The sequence below is a fragment of the Vibrio thalassae genome (genome assembly GCF_900089835.1).
Lineage (GTDB): Bacteria > Pseudomonadota > Gammaproteobacteria > Enterobacterales > Vibrionaceae > Vibrio > Vibrio thalassae.
In genome coordinates this window covers 17168-31379 of record NZ_OANU01000087.1, presented here as the reverse complement: position 1 = coordinate 31379, position 14212 = coordinate 17168, and the positions used below count along the sequence as shown (strand labels likewise).

The 14212-nt window shown below is 42.8% G+C and carries 13 protein-coding genes; 7 read left to right on the top strand and 6 right to left on the bottom strand.

The window, feature by feature from the left end:
• Positions 1 to 191, top strand: a 191-nt coding sequence (locus VTH8203_RS18300; protein WP_279627164.1) for a transposase, incomplete at its 5' end; no start/stop codon positions are given.
• 138 nt (positions 192 to 329) lie between these two features.
• On the opposite strand, the gene VTH8203_RS18295 is transcribed toward VTH8203_RS18300, so the two are convergent.
• The 3 genes from VTH8203_RS18295 to VTH8203_RS18285 all read right to left on the bottom strand — a co-directional run bounded on the left by VTH8203_RS18295 (position 330) and on the right by VTH8203_RS18285 (position 1590).
• Complete coding sequence (locus tag VTH8203_RS18295) at positions 330 to 773, bottom strand: DUF6691 family protein (RefSeq protein WP_096994927.1); 444 nt, start codon at positions 771 to 773, stop codon at positions 330 to 332.
• 15 nt (positions 774 to 788) lie between these two features.
• Positions 789 to 1205 (bottom strand): YeeE/YedE family protein, encoded by a 417-nt coding sequence (locus VTH8203_RS18290; protein ID WP_096994925.1) that lies wholly within the window; start codon positions 1203 to 1205, stop codon positions 789 to 791.
• 91 nt (positions 1206 to 1296) lie between these two features.
• Complete coding sequence (locus VTH8203_RS18285) at positions 1297 to 1590, bottom strand: ArsR/SmtB family transcription factor (RefSeq protein WP_244181252.1); 294 nt, start codon at positions 1588 to 1590, stop codon at positions 1297 to 1299.
• Positions 1591 to 1792: 202 nt separating this feature from the next.
• Between VTH8203_RS18285 and VTH8203_RS18280 the strand changes: the two genes are divergently transcribed.
• Positions 1793 to 3484, top strand: coding sequence for an FAD-dependent oxidoreductase (locus VTH8203_RS18280; RefSeq protein WP_096994923.1), 1692 nt, complete (start codon positions 1793 to 1795; stop codon positions 3482 to 3484).
• A 77-nt stretch (positions 3485 to 3561) separates the two neighbouring features.
• Here the strand turns inward: VTH8203_RS18280 and VTH8203_RS18275 are convergent, their stop codons facing one another.
• From VTH8203_RS18275 to VTH8203_RS18265, 3 genes are all read right to left on the bottom strand, one after another.
• Positions 3562 to 3957, bottom strand: coding sequence for a cytochrome b562 (locus VTH8203_RS18275; RefSeq protein WP_096994922.1), 396 nt, complete (start codon positions 3955 to 3957; stop codon positions 3562 to 3564).
• A gap of 117 nt (positions 3958 to 4074) precedes the next feature.
• Positions 4075 to 4818: a phosphatase gene (locus VTH8203_RS18270; RefSeq protein WP_096994921.1), complete on the bottom strand. Its 744-nt coding sequence runs from the start codon at positions 4816 to 4818 to the stop codon at positions 4075 to 4077.
• Between the two features lie 96 nt (positions 4819 to 4914).
• A complete protein-coding gene (locus tag VTH8203_RS18265; protein ID WP_096994920.1) occupies positions 4915 to 5391 on the bottom strand; it encodes an RNA-binding S4 domain-containing protein in 477 nt (158 codons plus the stop codon).
• A 1152-nt stretch (positions 5392 to 6543) separates the two neighbouring features.
• Between VTH8203_RS18265 and VTH8203_RS18260 the strand changes: the two genes are divergently transcribed.
• From VTH8203_RS18260 to VTH8203_RS24790, 5 genes are all read left to right on the top strand, one after another.
• On the top strand, positions 6544 to 7515 hold the full coding sequence (locus VTH8203_RS18260; protein ID WP_096994919.1) for a TAXI family TRAP transporter solute-binding subunit: 972 nt from the start codon (positions 6544 to 6546) through the stop codon (positions 7513 to 7515).
• Positions 7516 to 7593: 78 nt separating this feature from the next.
• Positions 7594 to 10194, top strand: a complete 2601-nt coding sequence (locus tag VTH8203_RS18255) for a TRAP transporter permease (protein ID WP_096994918.1) — start codon at positions 7594 to 7596, stop codon at positions 10192 to 10194.
• 268 nt (positions 10195 to 10462) lie between these two features.
• On the top strand, positions 10463 to 11401 hold the full coding sequence (gene ylqF / locus VTH8203_RS18250; protein WP_096994917.1) for a ribosome biogenesis GTPase YlqF: 939 nt from the start codon (positions 10463 to 10465) through the stop codon (positions 11399 to 11401).
• Positions 11402 to 11517: 116 nt separating this feature from the next.
• The gene (gene yccS, locus VTH8203_RS18245) at positions 11518 to 13689 is read left to right on the top strand and encodes a YccS family putative transporter (RefSeq protein WP_096994916.1); all 2172 of its coding nucleotides are present in this window, start codon (positions 11518 to 11520) and stop codon (positions 13687 to 13689) included.
• Positions 13690 to 13894: 205 nt separating this feature from the next.
• Positions 13895 to 14056 (top strand): hypothetical protein, encoded by a 162-nt coding sequence (locus tag VTH8203_RS24790; RefSeq protein ID WP_096994915.1) that lies wholly within the window; start codon positions 13895 to 13897, stop codon positions 14054 to 14056.
• The last annotated feature ends 156 nt before the right edge of the window (positions 14057 to 14212 follow it).

Here is a 14212-nt window from a genome sequence, read left to right as displayed (position 1 = left end):
AAAGGTTCATTATTGAAACGATTAATGACCAATTAAAGAATATATCTCAAATAGAGCACTCAAGGCATCGCAGCTTACATGGTTTTATGTTGAATTTACTTGGCGGACTAATCGCTTACTGTCTGAAACCAGAAAAGCCATCACTCAACATCACAAACACTGAAAAGACAGGATTGATGGCGATGGCTTAAACCGATCTCAGGTTAATTAGAAATGCCTTAATTAAAGTACCACTCTCTATCAGATACAAAAAAAGCTCGATAGAACTACCGAGCTTCTCTAGAACACCATGATTTTGTTACGTAACCTATCTAATACCCTATAAACACTTAGGGTTGGTGAGCGGTTTCCCGTTCGCCCACTTTAGCCAACATATTATCGCCGATAAACATACCAATGAGCATAGTAACAACAAACCCTAAAACACCATAACTGCCATTAGCAATAAACGCGATCGCTGGTCCTGGGCAGATGCCTGCAATCCCCCAACCTATGCCAAATAAGGCTGCCCCGATAAGTAGTTGAGTATCAACTTTATTATTATCCGACAGACAAAATGAATCCGTGCATACTGGTTCTTTTTTGTTACGGATAACTAGCCAATAACTAGGAGCAAATATCATCAACGCGCCTCCCATAACGAACGCTAAATCAGGCGCCCAATTTCCAAAAACATCTAAAAAAGCAACAACATTTGTTGGATCGCTCATACCAGAAATTATCATGCCAGCGCCAAATAAGAAGCCAGCGAGGAGAGAAACTAACTTTTGCATACCCACTAACTCCTCCTATAGTACGTGCAACATGAAAAATGTCGTCAGCATAGCGACAGCCATAAAAGTCATGGTAGCGGCTATTGAGCGAGTTGATAATCGACCCATTCCACAAATACCGTGCCCACTAGTACACCCATTACCCAGTTTTGTACCTAAACCAACAAGTAGCCCTGCAACGAGAACCAATGGTGTTGGTACTACCATGGCTACAGGCGCTAATTCCAACCATTTTGCTGTTACCACACCACCAAGAATCATGCCTAATACAAACAACAGCCTCCAACTTGTATCACCAGCCTTACCTTTATATATCTTACTTACAATTCCGCTTATACCTGCAATCTTTCCATTAAACATCAATAAAATAGATGCAGATAGCCCCAGTATCATACCGCCAAACAACGACATCCAAGGAACTGAAAATTCCATTATCACCTCATAAAAAAACAAACTTAAGAAAATTTAAATAGCAAAACTCAATATGAATTTTGCAAATTAAACTCGCTCTAAGAGAATGGTGCTAATGACAATATAGGTTATGTAATTGGCTAATTAGACTCACGACTCTTTCGTCTTTTAAGGAGTAGTAAACGTGTTGAGACTCTTTTCTAATGTCAACGAGTCCTGCTTTTTTCAATACGGTAAGGTGTTGTGAAAATGCAGATTGGCTTAAATTTGAGTTAGATTGAAGCTGCCCCGCCCCTTGTTCGCCATCAACAAGTTGGCATAACACAAATAGTCTGTCTGGGTGCGATAATGTTTTGAGTACATCCGCTACATCGATGACTCGGCTCTTCATTTGCATTAAGTCCATAACGTTAGTCTCCACGATTTGATCATTTTGCATAGCGCGCATTATCTGCCCAACCATTACTTTAGTCAATACTTAATTAGCTTTATAATATTTAGTTAATTTTATATTAGACATAACTAATTTTATTGATATAGTAACCACAAATGAACATTGAATGATCGTTTAGAACATCGCACCTAAACGACACCGACAGAGGTAAAGTATGACTAAGATTTTAATCGTAGGCGGAGTTGCAGGTGGCGCATCTGCAGCAGCAAGAGCTCGACGTTTGAGTGAAGAAGCCGAAATTATTATGTTTGAGCGCGGACCTTTCGTTTCATTTGCAAACTGTGGACTTCCTTACCATATTGGAGGCGATATTACTGACCGCTCCAAGCTCCTTCTGCAAACACCGGAAAGTTTCTTAGCTCGTTTTAATGTCGACGTCCGCGTGATGAATGAGGTCATGTCCATCAATCGACCCGCGAAAACCGTCACAGTAAAAAACCTTGTTGATGGCTCTGAATACACAGAATCCTATGACTATTTACTGTTAAGTCCTGGTGCGGCCCCTTTTGTCCCTGCGATACCGGGCGTAGACAATCCACTTACTCATACTCTGCGAAATATTCCTGATATGGACCGGATTATTGCCACTATCCAAGATAACAAACCGCAACACGCTACAGTAGTTGGCGGCGGTTTTATTGGATTAGAGATGATGGAGGCTTTTCATCAACTAGGGATAAAAACCACACTAATTGAAATGGCCGATCAAGTTATGACACCGGTCGATAAAGAAATGGCCGGATTTGCTCATGCAGAAATCAAACAGCGAGGAATCGACCTTCGATTAGGCGCTGCATTGGAATGTGTCGAATACCAAGCTGAAATATCCCACTCTAAGAGAACAAGCGAAGACCAACATCAGTCAGGCACATTACACCTAACACTGAACAACGGTGAAAGTTTCAATACTGACATTTTAATTATGTCAATTGGTGTGAGACCAGAAAACAAACTAGCGCAAAGCGCTGGCTTACAACTTGGTTCGTTCGGTGGTATCACCGTCAATAAATATCTACAAACCAGTGACCCCTACATTTATGCGGTTGGTGATGCAATAGAAGACCCTGATTTTGTTACAGGTAAGCCAAGCTTCGTTCCACTAGCAGGACCTGCAAACCGTCAAGGGCGCATGGCCGCAGATAATATGTTAGGTCGTAAAGAGAGCTACCAAGGCACTCAAGGAACGGCCATTGTTAAGATCTTCGACTTAGCTATGGCATCTGTCGGTAAAAATGAAAAGACACTTCAACGTGATAGCATCGCCTACGAAAAAGTTTATGTTCATACCGCGAGCCATGCGGGGTATTACCCGGGATCAGAGCTCATTTCGCTCAAACTGTTGTTTAGTCCAAAGGATGGGAAAATACTGGGTGCTCAAGCGACAGGAAAGGATGGTGTAGATAAACGTATCGATGTGTTGGCAGTGGCGCAGCGTGCAGGAATGACCGTTGAACAACTGCAGCATCTCGAACTCACCTATGCTCCTCCCTTTGGCAGCGCGAAGGATGTGATTAATCAAGCTGCGTTTGTTGCAAACAACATTCTTAAAGGCGATGCAACGCCAATCCACTTCAATGAGATCGATAACTTACACCAAGACCAGTTACTGTTGGACGTGCGTAATCCCGGTGAGCTAGAAAAGGTTGGGTTTATCGAAGGTGCCATCAATATTCCGGTTGATCAGCTGCGTCATCGCATGAACGAACTACCGAAAGACAAAGAAATCATTATCTATTGTCAAGTTGGGTTACGCGGTAACGTTGCCTATCGTCAGTTAGTCAATAATGGCTATAAAGCACGAAACCTGATAGGTGGCTATCGAACGTATCATTTTTCCAAAGCCTAATGCTCGAAGTTTAGCTACCTAACAAAAAGGAGCACAAACTATGTGCTCCTTTTCTATTCGTGACTCAAAGCAAATCGTTAACCAAATAAGCGCTTCCAGATACTTGGGTTACGTTTATCATGGTATTCCAGTCTTAGATTATCGACTTCCCGCAGAGACTGTTTTGCGGCTTCAAGATCGTCTTGTTCCAACTCATCGCTCACTTGATTCAATGCACCAGACAACTTGTTGAAACCTTCCATATAAAGCGCAGCTTTTTCTGGTGGATACTCACCTTGCTTGGAATCCGCAATCAAGGTCTCCAAATCTTTTATTGGTTGACGCATTTCGTCGACCGATTGTGCCTCTGCTGCTTGTTTGAACGCCAGCTTCATCGCTTGCATGTTCTTCTTCAGGTCTACGCCTTCAGCAACAACGCTAGTAGAAAATAGAAGAACCGTTGAAAGTAGGCTAGCGGTGGTTATTTTTATCATTATTATTCCTTTTGAAGATCAATGGGATCTCAATCGAATGAGATCCTAACCGACGAGTCTACTAAATATCGTTAGCACAACGTTATGAAAATTGTTTCTAAACGTATCCTAGTCTGATTAAAGTCCCGCAAATTCCTCGATAGGATCGCGCCCTCTGAGCTCTAAAAAGTCCAAAAACTGCCGAGCACTGTAAGTGATAATTTTATCTGTAGGCATATCTACCGATGTTAATAGCTCACTCGTTAGTTCAAACAAACCAATCGTGTCACAGAAGTGGGAGTCACTGCCCGTAGTAATATACCCGCCGGCTTTTTTTACTACCCGAGCGATTTCATAGCAACGTTCAATACTTCCCACTCGGCTGTGACCTCTCAACGTTGAGTTATTAATTTCAATAGCAACATTATGCTCTGCCGCACACTCAGCCACAGTCTGAAAATCAAAATCAAAGTTGGGGTTCCCTAGGTGCCCCAAAGCATCGACATTACCACTTTCGATCGTATTAATTAGAGCTTTAGTGTGTAACTCTTTGGTTGCTGGCTGAAACACGGGTTCATGAAAACTACCAATTATCCAATCTAGCGCTTTATAAGAGGTTGGATGAACATCCACCTCTCCTGCTACATTAAGGATATTGGCCTCTACGCCACGAATGATAGCCACATCTGACAAAAACCTGGGAATAACGCGTTGGTTAGAGAAAAACCAGAAGTGAGGCGCACCCGGCATAGAATCAGCGTGGTCGGTAGTACAAAGCACTTTTAAGCCATTTTCTTTTGCAGCTTTAGCGTTTTCAATAATGGTGCTATAGGCATGCCCACTTGCGTAAGTATGAGTATGCGTATCAACCTCAAATTTCATGATCATCTCCTCAATTGCTCCAAGCCTCTATTGTCAGCAGCGAACGGGATTCTTTCGCAACAGAGCACACTTTTATTGCTAGTCGTAAGAAGTGCTCTAGAAAAAATCGATACCACCACGTCCACTGTTAGGGTCTTTTGTTGTTTTACGAGCCTTAGTCTGCTCAGTTGTTTTTTTGGTCTTGTTAGCTGGTTGCTGTTTCGATTTCTTAGACTGCTTTTTCTGTTTATTTGCCTTGGAAGCAGGCATCGCGTGCTCGTCTAATTTTGTTGATGTTTTTTTCTTCTTCTCTTCAAGCTCAACCGGGGGCTGGTCACAAACCACCACGTAATATTCTTGGTCAAACTCGAAAAAATCTCCCGCGTACATTTTTCGACGCTTTCTGGTTTCAAGCTCACCGTTGACCGCGACATAACCTTCAGCGATGAAATGTTTGGCTTCACCGCCTCCACCGACAAGATTTGCTACCTTAAATAGCTTGTATAACTCAATAGGATGGCTAGTAACTTCGATGCCAATGGCTTCAATTTCAATAGCCTCGTCATCATGATGGTCGTTGTATTCTTGGTTCATAGTGTGATTTAAATCGTAAATTTTGTCGCATTGTACTGCTTAGTAGCGCCGCAAGCCATTAAAAAGCCCCGTAAAACGGGGCAATTCGACTTTTCCTCTTTTATTACCAACCCACTTACGCTGGCGGGGGGTACCTTCCATCTATTCATGTGCTGTACCCGGATTTACGGTGTGTTGGATTTGTGTTTTTGCTCTTTTTGCAATCTGAGGGTCAATTTGCTGAAACGGAGACTGCTTGTTTATCTCTCTGAGAATCATAATCACTTTTTGGAGTCATTATTGTTGTCGCCGAATAAGGGAATCCACTACGATGATGAGACTTAACTATCATGTAAAATGATAATAATTGGCATTTAGTTTATTCTTACTTTGAATAGCATCTTTTTATTTGAGCAGGATCAATCAACGGTTATATAGTCGCCAATTGTTGGTCATTAAATATCGGATATGAGGCTTAGCTCAGATTAAAATCCAAAATATGGTAAATCCGAATGATGATTTATAAATCTAAGGTACAATTAGGTTAAGTGTTGCTTAGACTATCATAAGGATATTCAGTGGCGCTCTCCTTTAGCTATGCATCTAACTATACAAAGAACATCGATTTCTATTGACTGACCAGCAAATTTCTAAACGTCTGACCGGAAAGCCTAAGTTATTCTCGACTCATCTATTGATGACTATTCTTATCAAATAAGAAAACTACTCTCCTCTCGTGTTCTAAATATATCGAGTTACATTAATCACCATGTCACACAATACAAAAATCGAATTCCTTTTCTTAGTAGTTGGCATTTTTGTGAAAAGCTCCGTTGAAAAAGATAAAAATAACAACATAAATTTTTCAAAAAAAAACAAAAACTTAAATTACTTTCGATTTGTTCTGATATTAGATTTCATCTCATTGATAACCCATTGCATTTCAATAAATTATCACCTAACGAGAATGCACGCAGTTTAAATAACTGTCTATTTTTATAATTCTGTTACATTACGATAGAAGATTGCATGTACTGCATCTCTATTAATTTAATGGAAGATTAATCATCAGTTAGCAAATATGGCTTATCAAGAGTTCTATTTGTTAATTCATGGGCATTTTCCGTACTAAAAAACACAACACAACATCAAAAACAATAAGGATAGTGTACGATGAAAGGAACTTCTCTAAGCTTGGCGTTAGCTTCAACGCTATTAGTTTTATCACCAATTGAGAAAGCACTCGCAAGCGACAAGTTCATCGCTATTGGAACTGGCGGACAGACAGGTGTTTATTACGTAGCGGGTCAATCTATCTGCCGTTTCGTAAACCGTGGTCAAGACGAACACAATATCAAATGTAACGCACCCGCAAGTGGTGGTGGCGTCGCTAACGTAAATGGTTTACGTAGTGGCGAATATAATTTCGGCATCATGCAATCCGACCATCAATATAAAGCCCTCAAGGGTGTTACGCCGTTCCAACAATCAGAACCTATGGAAGATATTCGCGCGGTATTTTCTTTACAAAGTGAAGTTTTTACCATACTTGCTCGTAAAGATGCCGGTATTACAACATTCGATGATCTCAAAGGTAAACGCGTCAATATTGGTAACCCGGGTTCAGGGCAACGCGATACATTTGAGCAAGTTATGCAAGAAAAAGGTTGGACTAATGAAGCATTCAGTCTGGTCTCTGACTTAAAACCAGCAGAACAAGCTTCTGCAATGAGCGACAACAATATTGATGCAATGAGCTATTTTGTTGGTCATCCAAATGGTGCCATCCAAGAGGCGTCAACAACAACCGATGCTGTACTAGTACCTGTTGTCGGCCCAGAAATTGAAAAAATGTTGGCTGAGCGCAGCTATTTTACTAAAGCTATTATTCCTGGTGGAATGTATCGTGGTAACCCAGACGATACTCCGTCCATCGGCGGCAAGGCTGTACTTTCTACAACCGCAGATACCGACAGTGAATTAGTTTATCAACTCGTGAAGTCTGTATTTGAAAACCTAGACCGCTTCAAACGTCTACACCCAGCATTTAAAGACCTAACTGCTGAAGAAATGATTGAAGTTGGTTTATCAGCACCGCTCCATGAAGGTGCAGCTCGTTACTATAAAGAACGCGGCTGGATCTAGTTTCCCCTTTTTATTGTTTATTAAAGCTCTGCGATAATTTTCGCAGAGCTCGTTATTATTTGTATTAGTGAGTAGTTTATGGATAAGACGAACTCCGCGTCCGACGTAGAATTATCTACAGAAGAGTTAATTGCCCAAGATGTGGGTGCTCGCCTGCCAACTGGTTTAATGGAAAAAACGATCACGGGACTTGCCCTACTTTGGTCTCTTTTCCAACTTTGGATAGCATCTCCATTACCTTTTTTATTTGGCTTTGGTGTGTTGAATGATACCGAGACTCGTGCCATTCATTTAGGCTTTGCGCTGTTGCTCGCCTTTTTGGTATTCCCCGCGTTTAAGCGCTCACCTCGTGACCGCGTTCCCGCTTTCGATATCATGCTTGGTGTTATCGCCTGTGCTACTTCTTTATACCTGTACGTAATGTACGAGGCACTTGCGCTTCGCCCTGGCAGTCTAACAACCAGTGACTTCGTTGTTGCTTTGATTGGTTTACCATTGCTTTTGGAAGCCGCACGACGAGTTCTTGGTCCAGTTCTACCATTAATTGCATTAACATTTATTGTCTACAGTTTAGCTGGGCCATGGATGCCAGGATTACTCGCACATCGTGGGGTGCAACTATCGGCTCTGGCTAACCATCAATGGATAACAACTGAGGGGGTCTTTGGCATCGCACTCGGTGTTTCTACCAGTTTTGTGTTCTTATTCGTCCTATTTGGCGCCCTACTCGAACGTGCTCGCGCTGGACATTACTTTATTCAGCTAGCGTTTAGTATGCTAGGTCATTTACGTGGTGGTCCGGCTAAGGCCGCCGTTGTGGCATCGGGCCTAACAGGTTTAATCTCTGGATCATCGATTGCTAACGTTGTTACCACTGGTACCTTTACCATTCCAATGATGCGTAAAGTTGGGTTTTCGGCGGAAAAAGCCGGCGCCGTTGAAGTTGCATCGTCTGTAAATGGACAAATCATGCCTCCTGTTATGGGCGCAGCCGCTTTCTTAATGGTGGAATACGTGGGAATCCCTTACGTAGAAATCATTAAACACGCGTTTTTGCCAGCAGCGATTTCCTACATTGCATTGTTATATATCGTGCACCTTGAAGCTCTTAAGCTTGGCATGCAACCGATAGAATTGGGAAGTAAAAAACCTTGGCTGGCTCGTCTAACCGGCTTTGCTTTTGGTGCAACGCTACTTTGCCTGATTTCAGTTGTTACCTACTACGGTTTAGGTTGGTTAAAACCATTACTAGGTGAATACGTTTTGCCGGGCATGGCGCTTCTTCTCAGCGTTGTGTATTTGCTGTTACTAAAAGTAGCCGCCAGCAATGAACCGCTTCCAGCCGAAGACCCTGACGCTCCGTTAGAGTCATTACCAGATACACGTGCAGTGCTTCTGTCTGGCCTACATTACCTATTGCCAGTTGTCGTATTGGTTTGGTGTTTAATGGTTGAGCGTTTATCACCGGGTCTGTCTGCGTTCTGGGGCAGTGTCATTCTAGTGGTTATCGTTTTAACGCAACGTCCATTGTTAAATTGGATGAGAACAGATAATGCTCATGATTATGGAAGCGTCAAAGATGGCTGTATTGATGTCGTAGAAGGACTCATAGCAGGCGCACGCAATATGATTGGTATTGGTATTGCGACTGCAACAGCCGGCATCATTGTAGGCGCAGTCTCTCAGACCGGTGTCGGACTTGTATTGGCCGATCTAGTAGAAATGCTGTCGATGGGTAACTTATTACTCATGCTGCTATTAGCTGCTGTCTTAAGCTTGATCTTGGGTATGGGCTTACCGACTACTGCGAACTATATTGTTGTATCTAGCTTACTGGCTCCAGTCATTGTCGCCTTGAGCCAGCAACACGGGCTGATCGTACCATTAATTGCTGTACACTTGTTCGTATTCTATTTCGGTATCATGGCAGATGTGACGCCACCTGTAGGTTTGGCCTCTTTTGCGGCCGCTGCCGTTTCTAAAGGCAGTCCAATTAAGACGGGCATTACCGCATTCTATTACAGCTTAAGAACGGCTGCCTTGCCTTTCTTGTTCATATTTAACACCGATCTATTGCTAATTGATGTGAGCTTCGGTCACGGCATTATTGTGTTTATAAGCGCCACCATTGCGATGTTAATTTTTGCCGCAGCAACCCAAGGTTGGCTCGTGGTGAGAAGTCGCTGGTACGAAACGATTTTACTGCTATTGGTATCGTTTACGATTTTCCGTCCGAGCTTCTGGGTAGACTTAATGATTGAGCCTTATCAATCAAACAGTCCTGCACAATTGGCGTATACTCTTGAGCCACTAGACGAAGGCACCCCACTACGCATGAGAATACGTGGTGAAGACGCAGTTGGAAAAATGCGCGAGTTTTCCGTTGTCCTATCCGTACCCGCTGGTGAATCTGGGCAAGAGAAGTTGGATAATATAGGCCTTGAAACCTACCAAGACGGTGATAAAACCTATATTGATATTGTCGGTTTCTCTAGTCCAGCAGAAGCAGCCGGACTGGTCTTCGACCAGCAGATTCTTGACGTTCGCACCCCAGCAGAACAATTTAGAAAAGAATTCATGTGGATCCCTGCTATGGCACTGTTTGGATTCGTCGTCTGGTTACAATTACGTCGTCGACGATACGACATCGCCAGTTCAAAATCACACGTATCCATTTAAATCCTAATTAAAATTTCGGACACGTCGTACTCTAATGCCGTTCACTTTAGGTGAGCGGCATTGTTTTTTGTAAAGTAGCGACTTAGTTTCTTCAGTACCTGAGGTAAGCCCTTTACACCTAGGCAAACACGACGGTTTCATTGAACAAATGTAGTTCAAATCAATGTTAATAGCGCTATCGTAGGTGTTTAATCACATTGCCCTCTTTACTATATCTACCAACCCCCTACAATAAGCGCAAATTTTCCAAGTATTAAGGTTTTCACTCATGTCTATTCAATGGTTTCCGGGCCACATGCACAAGGCTCGTAAAGAGATCGAAGAAGTCATCCCACAGATCGATGTCATTATCGAAGTACTTGATGCACGTATTCCATTTAGTAGCGAAAACCCGATGATTTCAGAACTGCGTGGCGACAAACCGGTCGTTAAGGTACTGAATAAGAGAGACTTAGCGGATCCAGAAAAAACCGAACTATGGATTGAACACCTTGAGAAAGAACAAGGGGTTAAAGCGATGGCAATCACGACATCTAACCCACAAGAAGTTCACAAAATTCTTGAGTTATGCCGCAAGCTAGCGCCACATCGCGAAGAAATAGGCAAAAATATTCGTACTATGATTATGGGGATTCCCAATGTAGGCAAATCTACCATCATCAATACATTGGCGGGTAGAACGATTGCGGTCACCGGCAACCAACCCGCGGTCACTCGTCGCCAACAAAGAATCAACCTACAAAACGGCATCGTCTTGTCTGATACCCCTGGAATTCTTTGGCCTAAAGTTGAAAACCCACACAGTGGTTTTAGATTAGCCGCAACCGGTGCAGTGAAAGACACAGCAATCGAATACGACGAGGTAGCATTTTATACGGTCGAATATATGGCGGCGCAGTATCCGGAACGCTTGAAAGAACGCTATCAGATTGACGAAGAACTACCAGACTCAGATCTAGAACTCATGGAGTTAATCGGTCGTAAGCGCGGAGCCTTGCAATCTGGTGGTCGTGTTAATCTGCATAAAGCATCGGAAATTCTTTTACATGAGCTGCGCAATGGTACTTTAGGACAAGTGACACTCGAGCTTCCAGAAATGATAACCGAAGAGTTGGTTCAAGTTGAAATTGAAGCAGCGAGAAAAGCCGAAGAAAAAGCCAAACGTAAAGAAGAACGTCGTAAACGTTATCTTAAGAACAAACGCTAATCCTGTTCGTGGTTGATGGGGAGAACCTAGACACGCGTTCTCCCTATAAAACAGGCATTTATAAGCGACAGTAGTTTCTGCTAGAATAATGGTTTTATCAGACACAGCATTCTATTGTGAGCATCCTTGGTCAACTTCGCCTTCAATGGGCCAATAAAACATTTAACTACAGTGTACTAATGCTCATAGCGCTTTTAGGCGTTGTGATTCCTGCTTGGTACTTCGAACAACACACTTGGGTGACCCCGCTGATCCTTGGTGTGATTGCAGCAGCTTTAGCCGAAACCGATGACAATTTTTTCGGACGTCTCAAGGCCATCACACTCACCTTAATCTGTTTTGCTATCGCGGCGTTTTCAATCGAACTTTTGTTTAATATTCCGTGGCTATTTGCGATAGGTCTTTTTTCTTCAACGTTTTTATTCATTATTCTTGGCGCTATCGGCCCACGTTATTCTAGTATCGCGTTCGGCTCCCTACTCATTGCTATCTACACCATGCTTGGCGCGCACGAAAGTCCCAACATTTGGTTCCAGCCTTTATTGTTATTGGGCGGAGCAACTTGGTACTACTTCGTTTCTATTATTTGGAATAGCTTTTGGCCAATGCAACCGGTTCAACAAAGTTTATCGAATGTTTTCAAAGAGCTAAGCTTGTACTTGGACGCGAAACGTAACCTGTTTCACCCAACGCTGAATTTGATTCCACAACCGCATCGTTTAAAAGAAGCCAGTTTGAATGCTTGCACCGTGTTTGCCCTCAACACGTGTAAAACAACCTTGTTAAATCGCTCTCGTCGAGGTCACGTCGATGGGCCAAGTGACCGCTTTTTACAAGTGTATTTTATCGCTCAAGATATACATGAACGAGTGAGTTCAAGCCACTACCGCTACCAAGAACTCGCGACGCAATTCTCACACTCTGATGTCTTATTTCGCTTTAAACACGTACTAGAAATGCAGGCAAAAGCCTGTCAGGACATCGCGTTTGCACTTAAACTAGGTAAAAAATACTCGCACAGTAACGACTCGATCAAAGCGTTGGTTGAACTGCAGGATTCACTCGAATATTTAGAGCAACAGCAACACGCTGAGTGGGCACCATTACTGGTGCAACTTAACTATTTATTTAATAACTTGGCTACCGTCGAAAAGCTGCTCAGTAACGTCAGTAATCCAGATAGCAGTGTGTTAGAGGATGGCATACTAGACGACACCAACCCTCATAACTTTAGAGCTATGTGGGGCCGAATTAAAGCGAGCATGTCAAAAGATTCAATACTATTTCGACATGCTGTTCGCTTATCGGTAACACTGACTATCGGGTATGGGATTATTCAAGGTTTTGATTTGGATAGAGGTTACTGGATCTTGCTTACCACACTTTTTGTGTGTCAGCCAAACTACAGTGCAACACGACAAAAACTCTCCGCTCGTATCGCAGGAACACTTGTTGGTCTCTTTGTTGGTGTACCTTTACTGACACTGTTCCCTTCACCAGAAAGCCAACTGTTTCTTATCGTCCTGTCTGGAGTTATGTTTTTCGCGTTTAGGATTAACAATTATGGTTACGCCACTGGCTTTATTACTGTATTAGTGCTTCTGTGTTTCCACCAACTTGGCGAAGGGTATGCCGTGGTACTTCCGAGATTAATGGATACATTAATCGGTTGTGCGTTGGCGGTAAGCGCGGTCTATTTCATTCTTCCCGACTGGGAATCAAAACGAATGCATAAAATCATGGCCAACGCGTTGCGCGCAAACCGTAAGTACCTTATGCAAATCATCGGACAATATCGACTAGGCAAAAAAGACGACTTGAACTACCGAATTGCTAGACGAGATGCGCACAATGCTGATGCTAATCTGTCTACTGCGATTTCTAATATGCTTGCAGAGCCAGGCCGATACCAAGTGGATACCGACAAAAGCTTTCGGTTCCTCACTCTGAGCCATGCCCTACTTAGTTATGTCTCTGCGTTAGGCGCTCACAGACAAAGGCTTGAAGATGAGTCAATTCACCTTTTAGTACTCGAAGCACATAGGACCATTAACCGTCATATTGAGTTGTTGGAGCAACAACTTGAAGGCGCTATCGTCGAAAGCTCCACAACAACGGTTGATCAGTTTGATATTCATAGAAGACTCATAGAATGGCGTGATGAAGATGATCGTTCGGCACGAATGGTGTTACAGCAGCTTCATTTGATCTACCGCATGCTGCCCGAGTTTCATGCTCTCGCCGATACACTCACTAAAATTAACGAACCGAAAGCTGACATTTCATAGAACAACGTTATGAATGGTTAGGTTGCAATGACTCTGACGTGTAAAAGCAACCTGACTATTCTTACCGTTCAATTAACTGTTCCTTACAATACTCGGACAAATTCTCATCAGTTCAGCGATAGATTAACGCTCTACACCATACTACGATGTGAAGGTGAACGGAACTCAGACTGCTTTACTCAACAATTTTCATAAAGGTCATAAAATGTCGAAGCAACAGTTTGAACAATTAATAGAGCAACTTAAACTACTGTCACCGCAACAGCTAAAGACACTTCAAGGTGAAATCTCCAACCAACTGTCCCCAAACGCCACCACTCTTTTAAGTGATGAAGAGATGGCCGTTTTGACACAATTGTTTCAATAACCCCCAACACGGTTTTGTTTCAAAGTATTGCATTCCTGCTCGGTCACCCCTTGGATACACGTCACTAAGTAATAAGATATCACATTCCGGCAACACCACGGCTTGTATCTGAGTAACAGGTCAGTAAAATCCCATTCCAAATTGTTTTTCTAAGAT

What these genes read in the sequence shown, in the direction of transcription:
- VTH8203_RS18280 (WP_096994923.1), top strand. Translation starts at nt 1,793, where the DNA reads ATGACTAAGATTTTAATCGTAGGCGGAGTTGCAGGTGGCGCATCTGCA.
- VTH8203_RS18260 (WP_096994919.1), top strand. Translation starts at nt 6,544, where the DNA reads ATGAAAGGAACTTCTCTAAGCTTGGCGTTAGCTTCAACGCTATTAGTT.
- VTH8203_RS18295 (WP_096994927.1), bottom strand. Translation starts at nt 773, where the DNA reads ATGCAAAAGTTAGTTTCTCTCCTCGCTGGCTTCTTATTTGGCGCTGGC.
- ylqF (WP_096994917.1), top strand. Translation starts at nt 10,463, where the DNA reads ATGTCTATTCAATGGTTTCCGGGCCACATGCACAAGGCTCGTAAAGAG.
- VTH8203_RS18265 (WP_096994920.1), bottom strand. Translation starts at nt 5,391, where the DNA reads ATGAACCAAGAATACAACGACCATCATGATGACGAGGCTATTGAAATT.
- VTH8203_RS24790 (WP_096994915.1), top strand. Translation starts at nt 13,895, where the DNA reads ATGTCGAAGCAACAGTTTGAACAATTAATAGAGCAACTTAAACTACTG.
- VTH8203_RS18290 (WP_096994925.1), bottom strand. Translation starts at nt 1,205, where the DNA reads ATGGAATTTTCAGTTCCTTGGATGTCGTTGTTTGGCGGTATGATACTG.
- VTH8203_RS18255 (WP_096994918.1), top strand. Translation starts at nt 7,594, where the DNA reads ATGGATAAGACGAACTCCGCGTCCGACGTAGAATTATCTACAGAAGAG.
- VTH8203_RS18285 (WP_244181252.1), bottom strand. Translation starts at nt 1,590, where the DNA reads ATGGACTTAATGCAAATGAAGAGCCGAGTCATCGATGTAGCGGATGTA.
- VTH8203_RS18270 (WP_096994921.1), bottom strand. Translation starts at nt 4,818, where the DNA reads ATGAAATTTGAGGTTGATACGCATACTCATACTTACGCAAGTGGGCAT.
- VTH8203_RS18275 (WP_096994922.1), bottom strand. Translation starts at nt 3,957, where the DNA reads ATGATAAAAATAACCACCGCTAGCCTACTTTCAACGGTTCTTCTATTT.